Annotated in this window: 14 protein-coding genes; 13 read left to right on the top strand and 1 reads right to left on the bottom strand. The window is 69.4% G+C overall.

Annotation, left to right across the window (positions count from 1 at the left end; genetic code table 11):
• The first annotated feature begins 71 nt into the window (after nt 1-71).
• The gene (locus tag B5G02_RS03195) at nt 72-1,199 is read left to right on the top strand and encodes a PLP-dependent transferase (RefSeq protein ID WP_094335156.1); all 1,128 of its coding nucleotides are present in this window, start codon (nt 72-74) and stop codon (nt 1,197-1,199) included.
• Nucleotides 1,200-1,318: 119 nt separating this feature from the next.
• Entirely contained in the window at nt 1,319-1,891 is a 573-nt protein-coding gene (locus B5G02_RS03190) for a manganese efflux pump MntP family protein (protein WP_094335155.1), read from the top strand.
• 51 nt (nt 1,892-1,942) lie between these two features.
• Here B5G02_RS03190 and B5G02_RS03185 read toward each other — a convergent pair whose 3' ends face one another.
• Nucleotides 1,943-2,944 (bottom strand): hypothetical protein, encoded by a 1,002-nt coding sequence (locus B5G02_RS03185; protein WP_094335154.1) that lies wholly within the window; start codon nt 2,942-2,944, stop codon nt 1,943-1,945.
• A gap of 869 nt (nt 2,945-3,813) precedes the next feature.
• Between B5G02_RS03185 and B5G02_RS03180 the strand changes: the two genes are divergently transcribed.
• The 11 genes from B5G02_RS03180 (at nt 3,814) to dnaG (ending at nt 19,191) form a co-directional block, all read left to right on the top strand.
• Nucleotides 3,814-5,328 (top strand): IMP dehydrogenase, encoded by a 1,515-nt coding sequence (locus tag B5G02_RS03180; protein ID WP_094335153.1) that lies wholly within the window; start codon nt 3,814-3,816, stop codon nt 5,326-5,328.
• A gap of 190 nt (nt 5,329-5,518) precedes the next feature.
• The gene (locus B5G02_RS03175) at nt 5,519-6,343 is read left to right on the top strand and encodes a hypothetical protein (RefSeq protein WP_094335152.1); all 825 of its coding nucleotides are present in this window, start codon (nt 5,519-5,521) and stop codon (nt 6,341-6,343) included.
• Between the two features lie 102 nt (nt 6,344-6,445).
• Nucleotides 6,446-9,037 (top strand): leucine--tRNA ligase, encoded by a 2,592-nt coding sequence (leuS, locus tag B5G02_RS03170; protein ID WP_094335151.1) that lies wholly within the window; start codon nt 6,446-6,448, stop codon nt 9,035-9,037.
• 200 nt (nt 9,038-9,237) lie between these two features.
• Nucleotides 9,238-9,732 (top strand): ribosome maturation factor RimP, encoded by a 495-nt coding sequence (gene rimP, locus B5G02_RS03165; protein ID WP_094335150.1) that lies wholly within the window; start codon nt 9,238-9,240, stop codon nt 9,730-9,732.
• A 1-nt stretch (nt 9,733) separates the two neighbouring features.
• The gene (gene nusA, locus B5G02_RS03160) at nt 9,734-10,975 is read left to right on the top strand and encodes a transcription termination factor NusA (RefSeq protein WP_094335149.1); all 1,242 of its coding nucleotides are present in this window, start codon (nt 9,734-9,736) and stop codon (nt 10,973-10,975) included.
• Between the two features lie 84 nt (nt 10,976-11,059).
• Complete coding sequence (gene infB / locus B5G02_RS03155; RefSeq protein ID WP_094335148.1) at nt 11,060-13,711, top strand: translation initiation factor IF-2; 2,652 nt, start codon at nt 11,060-11,062, stop codon at nt 13,709-13,711.
• Between the two features lie 21 nt (nt 13,712-13,732).
• Complete coding sequence (gene rbfA, locus B5G02_RS03150; RefSeq protein WP_094335147.1) at nt 13,733-14,179, top strand: 30S ribosome-binding factor RbfA; 447 nt, start codon at nt 13,733-13,735, stop codon at nt 14,177-14,179.
• On the top strand, nt 14,157-15,236 hold the full coding sequence (locus B5G02_RS03145) for a DHH family phosphoesterase (protein WP_094335146.1): 1,080 nt from the start codon (nt 14,157-14,159) through the stop codon (nt 15,234-15,236). The genes rbfA and B5G02_RS03145 overlap by 23 nt, the downstream gene beginning before the upstream one ends.
• Nucleotides 15,237-15,270: 34 nt before the next feature.
• Complete coding sequence (gene truB / locus B5G02_RS03140; protein WP_094335145.1) at nt 15,271-16,197, top strand: tRNA pseudouridine(55) synthase TruB; 927 nt, start codon at nt 15,271-15,273, stop codon at nt 16,195-16,197.
• Nucleotides 16,194-17,219, top strand: a complete 1,026-nt coding sequence (ribF, locus tag B5G02_RS03135) for a riboflavin biosynthesis protein RibF (RefSeq protein WP_094335144.1) — start codon at nt 16,194-16,196, stop codon at nt 17,217-17,219. The genes truB and ribF overlap by 4 nt, the downstream gene beginning before the upstream one ends.
• Nucleotides 17,200-19,191, top strand: a complete 1,992-nt coding sequence (dnaG, locus tag B5G02_RS03130) for a DNA primase (RefSeq protein WP_094335143.1) — start codon at nt 17,200-17,202, stop codon at nt 19,189-19,191. The genes ribF and dnaG overlap by 20 nt, the downstream gene beginning before the upstream one ends.
• Nucleotides 19,192-19,197 lie beyond the last annotated feature (6 nt).

Raw genomic sequence — 19,197 nt, 5'->3', positions numbered from 1 at the left:
GGCCATGTCGTTGGCGGCGGGCGGCGCTTGTCGCTATACTGGTCGAGTCGCGTTTTGGAAAGGGGGAGTGCATGTCGCAGCAACTGAGTGAGCTTTGTGACAGATACGCGGCTGCCCACGGTGCGCGCGCCACGTGGATCGTCCGGGCGGGCGACGCCGCCGATGTGCTCGCGCAGACGGGGATCGTCGGCGCGCACGACCGCATCGTGGCGTTCTGCGGCTCGGGTCGCGCGCGCTGGACGGAGCTGTTCCGCTGGCAGCACCTCTCCTTTGCCGATGAGCTCACTCCTCAGGCGTTCTTCGCCGCCTCCGAGCTGGTCGATGCCGAGCAGGCCGAGCGCGACCGCCTCGTCCCGCAGGGCTCTCCCGCCTCGTATGCGCACCCCGCGGGTATCTCGTCGGGTCGGCTCTTCTGGTTCGTCCCCTCGATCGACGCCGCGACCCTGCGCGTGGCCGATATCCGCGCGCTCGCCGCGGCGGCGCAGACGGTCGGTGCCATCCTCGTGATCGATAACACCTTGCCCACGCCCTTCGGCTGCCGCCCGCTCGCCCAGGGGGCGCACATCGTGGTCGAGGCGCTCGAGAGCGTGGCGCCGGGTATGCTCGCTTCGCCGCTCGTCGCGGTGTCCGTCGCCCGTTCCCAGGTGGCGCATGGCAGGCATCGGTCGGCGAACCCCGTTGCCGAGGACGCCTTCCGCCTCCTCTCCTTCGGGCTGGGCGCACCGGGAACCGCGTCTGCCGCCTGCGCCCCGAGCGCATCCGACGTCGCCGCCCTCAGTGCCGCGCTCGATACCCTCGCCGCCCGCGAGCAGGCGTGTTTCGACCATGCGCGCGCCATCGCCTCCTACCTGTCCTGCCACCCGGCCGTGGGCTTCGTGCGCTACCCGGGCCTCGCGACGCATCCCGACTGCGGCATCGCCGCGCGCACGCTGGAGCACGGGTTCGGCGCGGCCGTGGGCTTCTGCCTTACGGGTAGCTGCGATGAGGCGCCCCGAGCGCGCTGCGAGCGCTTCCGCGCCCTCTTCGAGCATGTCCATGCCGCGCGGCGCAGCTTCGAGGACGCGCGCGCGAGCATCTCGATCGTCGATACGGACGAAGCCTGCTACCTGCAGCTGTTTGCCGGCGTCGATGACCCCATCGATGTCGTCGACAGCCTCGACCAGGCGCTTCGCCTCTTCTGCAATCCCCCCGAGCCGTAAAGCCGGTGCGGGTTCGCCCCGCTTCCCGCTCGATACGCTCATCTTGGCGCGGAGTCTCGGCTCTGCGCCCGTTTCGCGTGCACGGCGCCGTCGTCGTGCCCGGTTCGAAGGGATTCATCATGCTGGGATTCACCCTCGCAAACCTGATCGAGAGCCTGTTTCTGGGCGTCGCGCTCGCCATGGACGCCATGGCGGTGACGCTTTCGAACACGCTCTGCGAGCCCGACATGCCCGCCGGCAAAAAGCTCGCCATGCCCGTGCTCTTCGCGCTCTTCCAGATGGCCATGCCCATCGCCGGCTTCTTCGGCGGGACGCTCATCGCGCCTATCATCGAGGCGTACGCGGGCATCGTCTCGCTCGCGATCCTCGCGTTCGTGGGCGGGAAGATGATCGTCGAGGCCGTGCGCGAGCTGCGCGACCCCGAGGCCTGCTCGACGACGCGCCTCACATACGCCACGATCCTTGCCGAGGCCGTCGCGACCTCCATCGACGCCTTCGTGGTAGGCGTCTCCCTCGCGGCGAGCGGCGCGAACATCGTGCTCTACGGCGGGATGATCGGCATCGCTACGTTCGCCTGCTGCGTCGCGATGCTCATCGCGGGTCGCCGGCTCGGCGCGCGCTTCGGCAGCCATGCGCAGGTCGCGGGCGGCATCGTGCTCATCATCATCGGCCTCAAGGCGTTCTTCGGGTAGCCTCGGCTCAGGGCGCGGGCGACCGCGTGGCGCGCGGGCTTCGCTCGGAGGCTACCGCACGGTGGTTTCCGCGCTGAGCAACCGCTCCCATAGCGCGCGCTGCTTGTTCCGAATCCCTGGTGTCGCAGGGTGCCGGTGGAACGCGCCGTCGCGCTCCAGGCCGTCCATGAGCGCGTTGAGCGCCTCCCATGACGCGAGCTGCCCGTTCGTAATGGACATGAGGCGGACGCCCATCATCTTGAGGGCGTTGATCTTGCGAGCGTCGCGCTCGTGCGCCTCGCGCGTGAGATGGAAGTCGTCGCTGTCGTACTCCAGGACGAGGCCGAGCGCCTCGATGTACATGTCGACCTCGAGGTACGACCGGTCGGCCACGGTGCGCGCGGCGGGCGTGAGCTCGAGCCTGCGGTTGAGTGCAATGCCCGGGATGCCCCAGCCGCCCCACCGGCGGGGGAGGCGCGCGAGTGCGGCGAGCTGCGCCTCGCGGGGCGAGCGCGCGCCCGGGGTGAGAACCTCTAGGATACGCCGGGCGGGGGCTTTGCGGCATGGGGTTGCGGATGCTTCGAAGAACGTGTCGAGCGCGGCGGGCGTCGTGAGCGGTACGCGCCCATGCATTCCGTCGCCCTCGATCTCGAGCGCGTAGCAGCCGACGAGCTCCATGGCGAGCATCCATGCGCGCGCGGTATCGGCGCCCCGGGCGAGCTGATAGTAGACGAGCTCGGGGGAAGCGAGGTATATCGACGGCTCGAGCTCAATGAAGGACGCGACGTGCACGGGATCCGCATCGAGCGATGTGGTGGCGCCGCTGTGCTTCCTGCGGTCGCGGGAGCGCACGACCAGCGTGTCGAGTGGAAGCGGGATGCGATACATCGCGGCGATGGCCTGGCAGGTCTTCGCGGTCGGCGCCGTCGGGCGGGGGAGGCGGGGCGTTGCCCGGCGCGTTCGTTGGTAGAGGAGCCGGGAGATATGCGCCAGCTCCGTTTGGGGGCGGTAGATGTGCAGCGCTGAGCGCCCGCAGATGAAGATGTTTCCCAAGCCGGTTTCGCTCATACCCATGGTCGCTCCGATCCCGCGGACGGGTAGGGAAGCCCATCGTGCTCCGTCGAGCCCCATTGCGCAAGGGGCGTGCAAGGTTTATTCGGTAAAGGGTTTCCGCAGGTACCAGTGGTACAAACCTTGCCAAAATCTGACATGGGGCGCGTGGCGAGCCCTGCGCGATCCGGTGACCATGTGACCTACGAAGGCACGGGTGGAATGGCGGCGTAATTGGTTACGCTTACACCCGTCACGTTATCGCCCAGCGCGTTTCCTCATTCGTCCCTTCTGCGTGGCGATTATTCGCCACGTTGACGTGACGAATTGCAGGCCGAACATGCGAGTGAGAAAATCGCTGATAGACGAGTCGATATTACCAGGCAGATCGCCACATGGAAGGGATGAGTTGCAGGAGCGCCACACAGGGCGGATGAATGGGATGCGAGCGCAGTGTTCGCCACGCTGAGCGGACGAATGGCGCCGCCGAGCGCCCGCGTGCCACGCTGAGCGGACGAATGACGCCGCCGGGCGCCCGCGTGCCACGCTGAGCGGACGAATGACGCCGATGCACGCCTACGCGTCACGTAGGGGGAGGTGAGTGGCGCTGCCGCGTGCTCTTGCGCCACACGAGGTGGACGAGCGCCGCCGCCCTCCATGCTCCGCCCGCCGCACCCCCTCACGCCGCGCGGGGGGAGGGGAACGTCGCCCCTCCGTCGCTCCGTGCAGGTTTTTCGCAGCCCGGCAGGGTCGTGCGAGCCGCGTCCGGCCTGCGCTACAATGGCCAGCGAGGTCGCTCGGTCAGGCGGCCCCATTCGCGAAGACGCGCGACGTGGAGGCGGCGCCGCTGAGCCCGCCCCTGGATCGCGCCCAACCCCAGAGGAGGAGTATCCATGGCCATGTTCTTTCCCGGTGAATCCCACACGTTCTCTGAGTACCTGCTGGTGCCCGGCTACTCGTCCTCGGAGTGCATCCCGGCGAATGTGAACCTCAAGACCCCGCTCGTCAAGTTCAAGCGCGGCGAGGAGTCCGCCATCAGCCTGAACATCCCCATGGTCTCGGCCATCATGCAGTCCGTCTCCGGCGAGGAGATGGGCATCGCGCTCGCCACCGAGGGCGGCATGAGCTTCATCTACGGCAACCAGACCCCCGAGTCCGAGGCCGCCATGGTCAAGGCCGTGAAGGATCACAAGGCGGGCTTCGTCGTGTCCGACTCCACCCTCACGCCCGACATGACGATGGCCGAGGTCATGGACCTCAAGAACCGCACCGGCCATTCCACCATGCCCGTCACCGAGGACGGCACGGCGCACGGCAAGCTCCTCGGCATCGTGACGAGCCGCGACTACCGTCCCAGCCGCGACGACCCGAACATGAAAGTCGCCACGTTCATGACCCCGCGCGAGCAGCTCATCGTGGGCGACAAGAACATCACCCTCAAGAAGGCCAACGACGTCATCTGGGACAACAAGCTCAACGCGCTTCCCGTGGTGGACGAGAACGACCACCTCGTGGGCATCGTGTTCCGCAAGGACTACGACAGCCACAAGTCCAACCCCAACGAGCTCCTCGATGCGAACAAGCGCTACATGGTGGGCGCGGGCATCAACACGCGCGACTACGAGAAGCGCGTGCCGCTGCTGCTCGAGGCCGGCGCCGACGTGCTGTGCATCGACTCCTCCGAGGGCTTCAGCGAGTGGCAGAAGCGCACCATCGAGTGGATCCGCGCCTGCTACGGTGACGACGTCAAGGTCGGCGCCGGCAACGTCGTGGACGGTGACGGCTTCCGCTTCCTCGCCGACTGCGGCGCGGACTTCGTGAAGGTGGGCATCGGCGGCGGCTCCATCTGCATCACGCGCGAGACGAAGGGCATCGGCCGCGGCCAGGCCACGGCGCTCATCGACGTGTGCCGCGCGCGCGACGAGTACTTCGAGGAGACCGGCGTCTACGTGCCCGTCTGCTCCGACGGCGGCATCGTCTACGACTACCACATGACGCTCGCGCTCGCCATGGGCGCCGACTTCATGATGCTCGGCCGCTACTTCGCCCGCTTCGACGAGAGCCCCACGGCGCGCGTGAACGTGAACGGCCAGTACATGAAGGAGTACTGGGGCGAGGGCTCGGCGCGCGCCCGCAACTGGCAGCGCTACGATCTTGGCGGCGCCTCGAAGCTCGCCTTCGAGGAGGGCGTCGACTCCTACGTGCCCTACGCCGGCTCGCTCAAGGACGGCGTGAACGCCACGCTCTACAAGATCAAGTCGACGATGTGCAACTGCGGCGCCCTCTCCATCAAGGAGCTCCAGCAGAAGGCGCGCCTCACGCTCGTCTCGGCCACCTCGATCGTCGAGGGCGGCGCGCACGACGTCGTCGTGAAGGACCGCAACCATCAGACGGTGAGCTACCAGTAAGCGCGCACCGTTCCGCTCGGATCGGGCGGTGGGCGAACTACGACGGCAGCACGGGGCGTCCGGGAGGGCGCCCCGTTTCCGTTCGGCGCCTCAAACGGCCGTTCAGCGCGGCCCCGCGACGCCCGCGCACGCTGCCGGTGGCGGGAGATTTGCTACACTGGGTTCCATCGCATGCCGAAAGGGGGCTGCCATGGAGTGGGATCAGGAAGAGGACGGGCTCGCGTCGCCCGCCGCAGCCGATGACGGCGCGCCCGCTGTAGCGGATGATGGCGCACCCGCCGACGTTGACGCAGACATCGAGGGCGATGACGCGTTCGAGGCCGGACAGCGCGCGCTCGATGACGCCCTCTTCGACGCCGACTTCGTCGACGCCATCCTGAACGACGACCCCTTCGAGCCCGACCCGGATGCCACCCTTCCGGACGACGATTCCGCAGAAGCCGACCCTGCTGCAGACCCTGCCTCCGAGGATGGCGACGCCCCCGCAGCCCTCCGCCGCCTGCGCGCGCTCACCGCCCGGCACGGGACGGCGTCGCTCGTCATCGCCGCCGTGGCCGTCCTCGCGCTCGTGCTCGGCTGCTTCGCCCTCGTGTACGGCGCCGTGCTCTCCAGCGTGACGGTGGAGAAGGACGCGCCCGCCGATGCGTCCGAGGCGCTCCAGCCGGTCGAGAACCACGAGCTCCCGCACCTCGCCCTGCGGGTGACGGACATCTCCGCGAGCCAGTACCCCGTCGTCGCGGTCACCCTCGCCCTCAGCGCGGACGACGGGAGCGCCGTCCCCGCGCTCGACGCGTCGTCGTTCTCCATCGCGGCCAGCGATGCGGGCGGCGCCGAGGTCGAGGCATCCATCGAGGGCGTCGAGGCGGCGGGCGCCGATGCGGTGCGCGTCCTGTGCCGCCTGGGTGCGGCCGCGCCCGGCACGGAGCAGCGCATCGACCTTACGCTCGACCCCTCGTGCGGCTACCGCGGGGGCGTGACGCCGGGATTCATCGTTCCCGGCGAGCCGGCGGCATAGCGCGCAGCCCGCGTCACCGCGCGCTTCGGTTCAAGAGGGCACGTCCCGAGAAAACCTGCTAGAATCTCGAACGTTACCGTTTTTGACCCAAGGAGCGCCCGCATGTGCGATCATTGCAGCGATTCGCAGAAACCCGGCGAGATCCCCGCCTATGATGCCCAGGCCATCGAGGCCAAGTGGCAGAAGGCGTGGGAGGACGAGAACCTCTTCGCCGTGGATGAAGACCCCGCCAAGCCCAAGAAGTACGTCCTCGAGATGTTTCCATACCCCTCGGGCGACCTGCACATGGGCCACGCGCGCAACTACACCATCGGCGACGCCATGGCGCGCCAGGCGCGCATGCGCGGCTTCGACGTGCTGCACCCCATCGGCTTCGACGCGTTCGGCCTGCCGGCCGAGAACGCCGCCATCAAGCACAACACCCAGGCGGGCGAGTGGACGTATAAGAACATGGACCAGGCGCTCGCCACGATGAAGCGCATGGGCTTCTCCTACGACATGGACCGCCTCGTGAAGACCTGCGACCCCGACTACTACAAGTGGGGCCAGTGGATCTTCGAGAAGCTCTGGGAGCGCGGCCTCGTCTACCGCAAGAAGAGCCCGGTGAACTGGTGCCCCAGCTGCAACACCGTGCTCGCCAACGAGCAGGTCACGGAGGGGCATTGCTGGCGCTGCGGCTCGGTGCCCGAGAAGCGCGACCTCGAGCAGTGGTACTTCAAGATCACCGACTACGCCCAGGAGCTCCTGGACGACCTCGAGAAGCTCCCCGGCTGGCCCGAGCGCGTGAAGCAGATGCAGGCCAACTGGATCGGCCGCTCGGAGGGCGCGGAGGTCGACTTCAGGCTCTGCGACGCCGACGGCCAGCCCATCCCCGGCGACGAGGGCAAGATCACCGTCTTCACCACGCGCGCCGACACGCTCTTCGGCTGCACGTTCTTCCTGCTCGCCCCCGAGTACAAGGGCCTTCTCGACCTCGTCGAGGGGACGGAGTACGAGGCCGATGTGCGCGCCGTCATCGCGCGCGCCGAGAAGGTCTCGGCCGTGGAGCGCGCCCAGGGCGCCCTCGAGAAGCACGGCGCCTTCACCGGCCGCTACGTGGTGAACCCGGTCTCCGGCCAGAAGGTGCCCGTCTGGGTGGCCGACTACGTCGTCTCCGATTACGGCACGGGCGCCGTCATGGCCGTGCCCTGCGGCGACCAGCGCGACTTCGAGTTCGCCCGCAAGTACGGCCTGCCCATCGTGCCCATCATCCTCATGGACGACGAGCGCGCCGCCCTCGAGGAGGCGGGCGAGTCCATCGACACCTACCACGCCGAGACCGTCGACTGGGACGAGGCGCATGTGGCGGAGGGCACGCTCGTGCAGAGCGGCAAGTACACCGGCATGCGCGGCGGCAAGCACTCCGAGGGCGAGGCCGCGATCGTGGCCGACCTCGAGGCCGCGGGCACCGGCCGCCGCAAGGTGGAGTACCGCCTGCGCGACTGGCTCATCAGCCGCCAACGCTACTGGGGCAACCCCATCCCCGCCGTCCACTGCGAGCACTGCGGCATCGTCCCCGTGCCCGAGGACCAGCTGCCCGTGATGCTGCCCGCGAACCTCGACCTGGGCGCCGGCGAGACGCTCGCCGAGTGCCGCGAGTTCTATGAGACCACGTGCCCGGTGTGCGGGCGCCCGGCGCGGCGCGAGACCGACACCATGGACACCTTCACGTGTTCGAGCTGGTACTACCTGCGCTACTGCGACCCGCACAACACCGAGCTGCCGTTCTCCCGCGAGGCGGCCGCGCGCTGGATGCCCGTCGACAACTACATCGGCGGCATCGAGCACGCCATCCTGCACCTGCTCTACTCGCGCTTCTTCACGAAGGCCCTGCGCGACCTGGGGATGCTCGATGTGGACGAGCCCTTCACCAACCTGCTCTGCCAGGGCATGGTGAAGGACGCGAACGGCGAGACGATGTCCAAGAGCAAGGGCAACGTCGTGCCGCCGTCCTCGGTCATCGAGCCGTACGGCGCGGACACCATGCGCCTCGCGATCCTGTTCATCGCGCCGCCCGAGAAGGACTTCGATTGGGACGAGGACGCCGTGGCCGGCGCGAACCGCTTCATCAAGCGCGCCTGGCGCATCGTGTGGCAGCTCGCCCAGGCGGGCGACGCCTCCGCGCGCCTCAACCCCGGCTCGCTCGACGCGGCGGCCAAGCAGCTCTACCGCGAGCGGCACCGCACGCTCGCCAAGTGCACCGAGGACTTCGACCGCCAGCAGTTCAACACGGCCATCTCCGCCATCATGGAGCTCGTGAACGCCGCGAGCGCCTACCTCAACGCCACCGAGACCGACCCGGCGTCGCGCGATGCCGCGCTCTCGTGGCTCGTCGCGACCGACATCGTGAGCGTGCTCGCGCCCATCTGCCCGTTCTGGGCGGACGAGCTCTGGCACGCGGCGCTCGGCCACACCGAGAGCGTCTACACGGCGCCGTGGCCGGAGTTCGACCTGGCGGAGGCCGCGAGCGACACCGTGGAGATCGCGGTGCAGGTGCTCGGCAAGGTCCGCGCGCGCGTGGAGGTCTCCACCAACGCGACCCAGGACGAGATGCGCGCCGTCGCGGAGGAGGCCGCCGCGAAGTGGATCGAGGGCAAGACCATCGTCAAGGCCATCTGCGTGCCGGGCAAGCTCGTGAACCTCGTGGTGAAGTAGGTTTTGGCGCGCATGTAAAATAACCCCTGGGGTAATTTTACATGTGGAGCTATTGAGGAGACGGATGCCTCCCCGGGGCGCGCGCAGGCGCAGATGTTACCTGTCTGACCTGCTTGTGCTATAGTTTTACACGGTAATTGACGTGTTGTGAGAGGAGTGCGGGTTTTGCCCGTGCTCCTTTTTCTTGCAAGGAGGTGCACATGGTCAAGAGCAAGACCGAGCAGCTCATCATCGACGAGCTCGAGCGGCTCGCCCCGACCCATGGCGTCGACATCGTCGACGTCGAGATCACCGGTGCCACGAAGGCGCCCTGCGTCCGCGTGCGCCTCGAGGGGGAGGGGGGTGCGTCGCTCTCGCTCGACGAGGTGTGCGCGCAGACCGCCTGGGTGAGCGACGCCGTCGAGGCGCTCGATCCCATCGCGAGCCCCTATACGCTCGAGGTGTCCTCGCCGGGCCTCGACCGTCCGCTGCGTCGCCCGAGCGACTTCATGCGCTTCCAGGGTGAGACCTGCGAGCTCACGACCACCGCGACCGAGGGGCGCCGGCGCTTCAAGGGCGTCATCGCCGCCGCGTCCGACACCTCCGCCACGCTCGAGCTCGAGGACGGGGAGCGCCTCGAGTTCGCTTTCGATGACATCAAGAAATGCACCCTGAAGCCGGTCTTCGACTTCAAGCAGAAGGAAGGGAAGAACTAACATGGCATCCGAGATGATGGAAGCTCTCATGGAGCTCTGCCAGGAGAAGCACCTGAACCAGCTCGCGCTCATCGACGAGCTCGAGCGCTCGCTCGCCGAGAGCTACCGCACCATCCTGCACCTCCCCTTCGGCGCCGAGGTCACCATCGACCGCGCGAGCGGCAAGATCTACGTCTACGAGCTCGTGCCCGTCGAGGAGTCCTACAACGAGGAGACCGACGAGTACACCGAGTTCACCAAGCGCGACGTGACCCCCAAGGACACGAGCCGCATCGCCGCCAAGCACGCGAAGGAGGCCATCAACACCCTCGTGCGCAGGTCCGCTCGCGAGCAGATCTACGAGGAGTTCTCCGACCGCATCGGCGACATCATCACGGGCACGGTGCTGCAGTCCACGCCCGACTTCACCATCGTGAAGATCCGCGAGGGCGTCGAGGCCGAGCTGCCCCACTTCGACCAGCGCCGCTACCCCGAGGAGCGCAACGAGCGCCCCGCGGGCGAGCGCTACCTGCACAACCAGCGCCTGCGCGCCGTCATCATCGACGTCCGCGACCCCAACTCCACCGAGCCCGCCACCAAGGGCGAGCACTCGCGCCCGCCGATCGTCATCTCCCGCACCCACCCGGCGCTCATCCGCTGCCTCTTCGAGCTCGAGGTGCCCGAGATCTACGAGGGCACGGTCGAGATCAAGTCCATCGCCCGCGAGCCCGGCCGCCGCTCGAAGGTCGCCGTCCGCTCGCTCGACGACCGCCTCGACCCCGTGGGCGCCTGCGTGGGCCCGAAGGGCAGCCGCGTGCGCACCGTCGTGTCCGAGCTGCGCGGGGAGCGCGTCGACGTAATCCTGTGGGATGCGGACCCGGCCCGCTACGTGGCCAACGCGCTCTCGCCGGCGAAGGTCTCGCGCGTGCTCATCGACGCCGAGAAGGGCTACGCGGGCGTGATCGTCCCCGATGACCAGCTCTCGCTCGCCATCGGCAAGGACGGCCAGAACGCCCGCCTCGCCGCCCGCCTCACCGGCTGGCACATCGATATCAAGAACGAGCGCCTCGCGGCCGAGATCCTCGGCAACCTCCACATGGGCGACGAGGCCGACGACGACCTCATCGGCGAGGACGACGAGGATAACCGCTGCGCGTTCGTGAGCGCCGACGGCATCCGCTGCCGCAACCAGGCGCGCCCCGGCTCCCGGTTCTGCGGCGTCCATGACCCGGAGGCCGCGGACACCGAGGAGGAGGGGATCTAGCGGGTCGGGTGCCCCGGCACCCCGCATCGCAGACCCGTTGGATGTCACGGCGCGCACCGCGCGCGAGAGGTAGGTGATTGGCACATGGCGAACGTTCGCATCTCAAGCCTGGCCAAAGAATTCGGAATGTCGTCCAAGGAGCTCCTGGAGCACCTGGATCGGTTGATGATCCCGGCGAAGTCGGCGTCCTCCACGCTGAGCCAGCAGTACGTCTCGCTGGTCCGCAAGGAGCTCGCTCCCGTGCTCAAGGCGCGCGAGGCCGAGATCGAGGCCCAGCGCCGCGCTGAAGAGGAGCGCGCCGCCGCGGAGGAGGCCGCCGAGGCGGCCAAGGAAGAGGAGCGGCGCCTGGCCGTCGAGGCGCGCCGCGAGGAGGAGCGCCGCCTCGCCGCGTCCGCCCGCGCCGCGGAGGAGGCCGCCCGCGCCGCCGAGGCCGAGGCCGCCCGCCAGGAGCGCGAGCGCAAGAAGGCCGAGGAGCTCGAGCAGAAGCGCCGCGCCGTCCCCGCGTCGGATTCCGGCTCGCGCTTCCGGTCGCTGCTCGACCAGATCGCCCAGCAGGAGACCGTACTCGAGGAGCGCAAGAAGGCTGAGGCCGCGAACAAGCAGGCCGAGTCCCAGGCGCCGCGCGGCCGCAAGGGCGACCGTCGCGGCAACCGCGGCTCCGAGCAGGAGCGCACGCGCACGCGCCACACCTCGCATGCGCCGTCCATCCCCGCCGGCATGGACGTCCCCGCGCCCGAGAAGGCTGGCAAGGGCCGCAAGGGCCGCAAGGGCCATGACGAGGGCGACCGCTACAGCCGCATGGCGCGTGAGGCCGAGGAGTACAGCCGCGAGCGCGTGCTCGAGGAGGCCCGCGCCGCCGTCGAGGAGGCGTCGCGCGAGTCCACCGGCCGCCGCAAGAAGCGCAAGGAGAAGCGCGAGCGCGAGGCCGCCGAGGCCGCCCGCGAGCAGAAGCTCGAGCAGGCCAAGGCGCAGGGCATCTCCGTCGAGGAGCTCGACGCGGTGCGCGTCTCCGAGGGCGTGACGGTGGCCGAGCTCGCCGAGGCGCTCGACGTCCCCGCCAACGACATCATCAAGCGCCTGTTCCTGCTGGGCAGCCCGCTCACCATGACGCAGTCCATGTCGAACGACCTCGTCGAGCTCGTCGCCGACGACCTCGGTCGCCAGATCAAGATCATCACGCCCGAGGAGGAGAACTCCTTCACGTTCTACGACGACCCCGAGGACCTCAAGCCGCGTCCGCCCGTGGTCACGGTCATGGGTCACGTCGACCACGGCAAGACGAGCCTGCTCGACGCCATCCGCCACACCGGCATCGCCGCGCACGAGGCGGGCGGCATCACGCAGCACATCGGCGCCTCCCAGGTTGAGATCAACGGCCGCCAGATCACCTTCGTCGACACCCCCGGCCACGAGGCGTTCACCGCCATGCGCGCCCGCGGTGCGAAGATCACCGACGTCGTCGTGCTCGTCGTCGCGGCCGACGACGGCGTCATGCCGCAGACGGTCGAGGCCATCAACCACTCCAAGGCCGCCGGCGTGCCCATCGTCGTGGCGGTGAACAAGTGCGACAAGCCCGACGCGAACCCCGACCGCGTGCGCCAGGAGCTCGTGGAGTACGGCGTCATCCCCGAGGAGTGGGGCGGCTCGAACATGTTCGTGAACGTGTCTGCCAAGACCCACCAGGGTATCGACGACCTGCTCGAGACGATCCTGCTCCAGGCCGACGTGCTCGAGCTCAAGGCCAACCCCGACACGTTCGCCTCGGGCTACATCATCGAGGCCAAGCTCGACCGCGGCCGCGGCCCTGTGGCCACGGTGCTCGTGAACCGCGGCACGCTCCATGTGGGCGACGCCCTCGTGGCGGGCACGAGCTTCGGCCGCGTGCGCGCCATGATCGACCAGCACGGCGAGCACAAGACCGCCGCCGTGCCCTCGGACGCCTTCGAGATCCTCGGCCTCGACTCCGTGCCCACGGCCGGTGACGAGTTCCGCGTCTTCGAGGACGATCGCGACGCCAAGAAGCTCGCCGACGAGCGCGCCCTCAAGGCTCGCATCGAGGAGCAGAACAAGGTCAAGCACGTCACGCTCGAGACGCTCTTCTCCGAGATGAACGAGAACGAGCTCAAGGAGCTCAACCTCGTCGTCAAGGCCGACGTCCAGGGCTCCATCGAGGCGCTCGCGGACTCGCTCGCCAAGATGGACCAGTCCGAGGTGCGCATCAACATCATCCACTCCGCCGTCGGCGCGATCTCCGAGACCGACGTCATCCTCGCGGCGGCCTCGAACGCGATCATCGTCGGCTTCGGCGTGCGCCCGCAGGCCAAGGCTCGCGACCTCGCCGAGCGCGAGAACGTGCAGATCAAGACCTACTCGATCATCTACAAGGCGATCGAGGACATCGACGCCGCCCGCATCGGCATGCTCAAGCCCACGGAGGAGGAGGTCCAGACCGGCGTCGCCGAGGTCCGCGAGCTCTTCCGCGTGCCCAAGGTCGGCGTCGTGGCCGGCTGCATGGTCATCGAGGGCGAGATCTCCCGCGACGACCAGGTGCGCGTCGTGCGCGACGGCGTCGTGGTGTTCGACGGCAAGTTCGCCTCGATGCGCCGCTTCAAGGACGACGTCAAGTCCGTCCGCTCCGGCTACGAGTGCGGCTTGGGCATCGAGCGCTTCCAGGACGTCCATGTGGGCGACCAGCTCGAGGCGTACAAGGTCGTCGAGGTCGCGCGCACCGAATAGCGATGGTAGGAGGGCAGAACCGTGAAGCAGACACCCGCTACGCGCCGCCTTTCCGAGCAGCTGCGTGAGAAGCTCGGCTACATCTTGCTCTACGAGATCGCCGACCCCCGGCTCGACCTCGTGACGATCACCGGCGTCGAGGTGGCGCAGGACCGCTCGTACGCGCGCATCTTCGTGTCGTGCGACGCCGACCGCTACGAGGAGGTGCTCGGCGCGCTCGCCCAGGCGAAGGGCCATATCCGCAGCCTTCTGGCGCGCGCCCTCGACTGGCGCATCGTGCCCGAGCTCGATTTCCGCATCGACCGCTCGACGGACGAGGCCATGCGCATCGCCGCGGCGCTCGAGAACGTCCCGCCCACCATCGGGGTGGCGAAGGACGAGGAAGGCTACCCCGTGCAGGGCGAGGGCGCTGCCGAGGACGAGCCCGCCGGCGACGCGTCGTCGGATACGGGTGAGCTCGATGGCTAGCGATGCCGTAGGCGCCGCTCAGGTCATCCTCGACGAGCGCGCCGTGCAGCTCGCCTATGCGGACGAGTACTGGTCGATCTTCGAGGCCATCGACGCCGCGGACACCATCGCCATCTCGGGGCACACCTCCCCGGATGGCGATGCCCTCGGCTCCACGCTCGGGCTCGGCCTCGCGCTTCGCGCGCGCTTCCCGCAGAAGCGCATCGCGTTCCTGCTCGCCGACGAGGCGCCCGTGCCGCGGATCTACCGCTTCCTGCCGGGAGCGGACGAGCTCGTGCCCGCGGCGCGCTACGACGAGGCGCCCGACCTCTTCATCTCGGTTGACTGCCCCGTGCTCGACCGGCTCGAGGATGCTGCCGAGGTCGCCCGTCGCAGCGCCCGGATCGTCTGCTTCGACCACCATCCGGCGCGCGCTGAGTTCGCTTCCATCGTCGTGCGCCGCCCCGAGGCCGCGGCAGCCTCGGTCCTCGTCGAGGAATTCCTCTCGTTCTGCAACATCCCGCTCACACCGGAGGTCGCGAACTGCCTGTTCTGCGGGCTCGTGACGGATACCGGGCGCTTCCAGTACCAGAACACGGACCCGGAGAGCTTCGTCGTGGCGTCGCGCCTCGTCGCGGCAGGTGCCGAGCCCGCGCGCATCTCGCTCGAGGTGTACCAGAGCCAGCGGATCGAGTACCTGCACCTCGAGTCGATCGTGATGGGGCGCATCCGCACGGTCGCGAACGGCAGGGTGGCCTACAGCTATGCCTATGCCGACGACCTCGCGCGCTGCGGGGTCTCGACCGACGAGTGCGACGGCCTCGTCGACCTCGTGCGCTCCGTGGGCGGCGTCGAGGTGTGCGTCTTTTTGAAGGAGCTTGACGACGGGCGCGTCCGCGGCAACCTGCGGTCGAAGTCCGCGATCGACATCTCCGGCGTCGCTGCCGCGTTCGACGGCGGTGGCCATGCGGCGGCGGCCGGCTTCACGTTCGAGGGCACGGTCGAGGAGGCCCTCGCGAGCGTCCTGCCGCTGCTCTCCGCGCTCGTGGACGGCGATTCCGAGCCTTCCGCGCGCTAACACACCTCGCTATACGCTTGCAAAAGGGGGCATCGTGGCTCGACGCAAGGTCGCACAGCTGAACGCGCTCGTCGCGGTCGACAAGCCGCTCGGGATCACCTCGCACGACGTCGTGGCGCGCGTGCGCCGCGCGGTGGGGGAGCGGCGCGTGGGCCATGCCGGCACGCTCGACCCGCTCGCCTCGGGCGTCATGGTGGTCGGCATCGGCCAGGCGACGCGCCTGCTCGGCATGCTCGCCCTCGATGAGAAGTCCTATCTCGCGCAGATCCGCTTCGGCGCGGAGACCGCGACCGACGACGCGGAGGGCGAGGTCACGCGCCGCGCCCCGGTGCGTCCCGAGCTCTTCGACACGGCCTTCGCCGCGCGCGCCGTCGCCGGCCTTGTGGGGGCGCACCTGCAGGTTCCCCCTGCGTACTCCGCGATCTCCGTCGACGGGGTGCGCTCCTATGCGCGCGCCCGCGCGGGCGAGGAGCTCGAGCTCGAGGCGCGCCCGATCGAGGTGCGCGAAGCGACCCTCTTCGGCATCGCCGATGACGCGGGCGCGCCCGTGTGGACGGTCGGCTTCACGGTGAGCAAGGGGACCTACATCCGCGCGCTCGCCCGCGACCTGGGGCGCGCGCTCGATTCCGCGGCCCATCTCGCGGGGCTCCGCCGGACAGCCTCGGGCTCGGTTGATGCCGCACGCTGCGTCGCGCTCGATGACGTCACGGTCGAGGCCGTGCGAGAGGCGGCTCTCGACCCCGTGGCGGCGCTCGGCCTGCCCGCGCTTCCCGTCGATGAGGCCCTCATGGGCGATATCCTCTGCGGCAAGGCGGTCCCCGTGCGCGGCGCGGAGGCCCTCGAGGGCGGACGCGCGGCGCTCACCTGCGCGCAGCGCCTCGTCGCCCTCGCCGACATCGAGTTCGGGCGCGCCCGCCCGCGCGACGTCTTCCCCCAGCCCATCGAGGGAGTGCGCCCATGATGCCCTCTCTCGGCGAGCTGCGCCGCGACCTCATCATCCCGAAACCCGGTGCTACAACGGCGCCCGTCGTCCCGTGGGCGCCCGGCGCGCTCTCCGCGCTCGGCGCCGCCGTCGCCGTGATCGGCGCTTTCGACGGCGTGCACCGCGGGCATCGCGCGCTCATCGATGCCGCGGTCGCAGACGCCCGCGCGCGGGGCATGCGCGCGGTCGCCGTCACCTTCGACCCCGACCCCGATACGGTCGTTGCGCCCCGCCCCGCGCCGAAGCTCACCGCGGCTGCCGACCGCCTTGCGCTGCTCGCCGCATCGGGCGTGGACGCGGTGCTCGTCATCCCCTTCACGCGCGCGCTCGCGCGCCTCGATCACGCCGCTTTCTTCACGGACGTGCTCCTTGCATGCTGCGATGTGCGCGCCGTCCACGTGGGGAGCGATTTTCGCCTGGGGCGCGGCGGCGCCTCGACGGTCGCGGTCATGCGGGGCTGGTGCGCCGAGCGGGGCATCGAGCTCTTCGGCCACGAGCTGCTCCGCAGCGGCGACGAGGTCGTTTCCGCCTCGAACATCCGCGCGCACCTTGCCGCGGGCGAGCTCGATGCCGCTTCGTGCGAGCTCGGCCGTCGCTACCTGCTGCGCGGCACGGTGGTGCACGGGCGCGGCGAGGGGGCGGGCATGGGCTTTCCCACCGCGAACATCGCCTACGACCCTGCCCTGCAGGTGCCCGCCGAGGGCGTATACGGGGGCATCGCGCTCGTGGGCGGCGTCGCCTGGCCGACCGCGGTGAACGTCGGCGTTCCCCCCATGTTCGCCCATAACGCCGCCTCGGCCGCCTTGGAGGCGAACCTCATCGGCTTTTCCGGCGACATCTACGGGGACGCCATCTCGATCGCGTTCGTCCGCCGGCTGCGCGGGCTCGTGAAGTTCTCGACGCGTGATGAGCTTGTCCGCACGGTGCTCGATGATATCGATAGCGTGAAGCGTGAGCTCGGTGAGGACGGGGTGGTGCTCGATGATCTCGGAGGAAGATAAGAACCGCGTCCGCGCCGCGACCGACCTCGTCGCGCTCGTGCAGGAGACCGTTCCGCTCAAGCCGCGCGGCCAGGACCTGTGGGGTTGCTGCCCGTTCCATGGCGAGAAGACCCCCTCGTTCCATGTGATCCCCGCCACGCAGGTGTGGCACTGCTTCGGCTGCGGCGAGGGCGGCGACTGCTTCACCTACGTCATGCGCCGCGAGAACCTGTCGTTTCCCGAGGCCGTCCGCTACCTCGCGGACCGCGCGGGCATCGAGCTTGAGGAAGAGGCGCACCAGGCGCGCCGCGGCACGAAGCGCTCCCGCATCATCGACGTGTGCGAGGAGACCTCGAACTTCTACCATATGCAGCTCATGCGCGGCCGGGATGCGCGCCCGCGCTCGTACTTCTCGTCGCGCCACATGGGCTCGGACGTCTGCCGGAAGTATCGGCTCGGGTACGCGCCGGGGAGGGGAGCGCTCGTGGCGCACCTCAGCGCGCAGGGCTTCACCGCGCAGGAGATGATCGACGCGAACGTCGCCGTGCGCCGCAACGGGGGCAACCTGGCCGACCGCTTCTACGAGCGCGTGATGTTCCCCATCTTCGATGAGCGGGGCGCGTGCGTCGCGTTCGGCGGGCGCATCATGGGCGACGGCCAGCCGAAGTACCTCAACACCGCCGAGACCGCCGTCTTCCATAAGAAGAAGAACCTCTACGCATTCAACTGGGCGAAGGAGCATATCGTCGCCGAGGCGCAGGCCGTCGTGGTCGAGGGCTACACCGATGCCATCGCCTGCCACGAGGCGGGGATCGGCAACGTCGTGGCCACGCTCGGCACCGCGCTCACCGAATACCACGTGAAGACGCTCTCGCGCTTCGCCAAGCAGATCGTCTACCTCTTCGACGGCGACGCCGCCGGCCAGAAGGCGGCGGAGCGCGCGATCCAGTTCATCGAGCAGAGCACGGTCGACCTGCGCTGCGTCGTGCTCCCGGACGGCATGGACCCCATGGAGTTCATCACGGCGCGGGGCGGCGACGCGCTGCGGGCGCTCCTCGCCGAGGCCGAGCCCCTCATGGACTTCGTCTTCCGCAAGCTCGAGGAGCGCAGCGACACCGTCACGCCCGGTGGCCGCGCGGCCGCCCTCGACGAGGCCTGCCGGCTCATCTACCCGCTCCGTGCGAGCTACCTCGTCGATTCCTACTACATGCAGATCGCCGACCTGCTCGGGCTCGACGCCGAGACCGTGCGCTCGGCTGCGCAGCGCGTCTTCCGAACCGTGCAGGGGGAGGAGGCGACGGCGCGCCGGCGCGAGCAGGCGCGCGACGCGGCGCGCGGGCAGCGCGCGGGCGCCATGCGGGGTGCGGGCGAGCCCGCCGCCACATACGCGGACGAGGCGGACGAGGTGCCCTACGACTACATCCCCGACGATGCGCACGGCTTCGACGACGCGGCCGCCCCCGCGCAGGCCGCCGCGCCGGGTGCCATGGCGGCCCCCGCGGCTCCCGTGGTGCTCACCGACCTCGAGCGCCGGGCGCTCGCCTGCGAGCGCGAGCTGCTCACGCTGCTCACGAGCTCCCCGGACGCATTCCGCCCCTTCGCCGAGCGCATCACCGAGATCGACTGGATCGACCCGCGCCACGAATCGATTGCGTGGGCGGTGCTCGCCACGCCCGCGGGGACGTCGGCCGCCGACGCCATGCAGGCCGTCCTCGCCGTGTGCCCCGAGGCGCCGCAGCTCGTGTCCAGCGGCCTCGTCTCCTCCACGAGCACGCATCCGACCGATGTGACGATCGAGTTCCTCATGAACACGCTCGAGCTCTACACCGTGCAGCGCAGGCTCCGCGCGGTGCAGGCGCGGCTGCGCCAGGACCGCTCCCTCGACCGCGCCCAGCGCCGCGAGCTCACCATCCAGGCGACCCAGTTCGCCGCGCGCCAGCGCGAGCTGCAGAAGGCCGTCAGCGGCATCGCCGACCCCTTCGCCGGCGCCTGATCGCGC

This window comes from [Collinsella] massiliensis (genome assembly GCF_002161605.1).
Classification (GTDB): Bacteria; Actinomycetota; Coriobacteriia; order Coriobacteriales; family Coriobacteriaceae; genus Enorma.
Note: the sequence above shows the minus strand (reverse complement) of the source record. Positions and strands in the feature narration are given on the sequence as shown.

Bases quoted from the DNA above. Each gene is read 5' to 3' on its own strand.
- B5G02_RS03195 (WP_094335156.1), top strand. From the start codon at position 72: ATGTCGCAGCAACTGAGTGAGCTTTGTGACAGATACGCGGCTGCCCAC.
- B5G02_RS03190 (WP_094335155.1), top strand. From the start codon at position 1,319: ATGCTGGGATTCACCCTCGCAAACCTGATCGAGAGCCTGTTTCTGGGC.
- B5G02_RS03185 (WP_094335154.1), bottom strand. From the start codon at position 2,944: ATGGGTATGAGCGAAACCGGCTTGGGAAACATCTTCATCTGCGGGCGC.
- B5G02_RS03180 (WP_094335153.1), top strand. From the start codon at position 3,814: ATGGCCATGTTCTTTCCCGGTGAATCCCACACGTTCTCTGAGTACCTG.
- B5G02_RS03175 (WP_094335152.1), top strand. From the start codon at position 5,519: ATGGAGTGGGATCAGGAAGAGGACGGGCTCGCGTCGCCCGCCGCAGCC.
- leuS (WP_094335151.1), top strand. From the start codon at position 6,446: ATGTGCGATCATTGCAGCGATTCGCAGAAACCCGGCGAGATCCCCGCC.
- rimP (WP_094335150.1), top strand. From the start codon at position 9,238: ATGGTCAAGAGCAAGACCGAGCAGCTCATCATCGACGAGCTCGAGCGG.
- nusA (WP_094335149.1), top strand. From the start codon at position 9,734: ATGGCATCCGAGATGATGGAAGCTCTCATGGAGCTCTGCCAGGAGAAG.
- infB (WP_094335148.1), top strand. From the start codon at position 11,060: ATGGCGAACGTTCGCATCTCAAGCCTGGCCAAAGAATTCGGAATGTCG.
- ribF (WP_094335144.1), top strand. From the start codon at position 16,194: ATGATGCCCTCTCTCGGCGAGCTGCGCCGCGACCTCATCATCCCGAAA.
- dnaG (WP_094335143.1), top strand. From the start codon at position 17,200: ATGATCTCGGAGGAAGATAAGAACCGCGTCCGCGCCGCGACCGACCTC.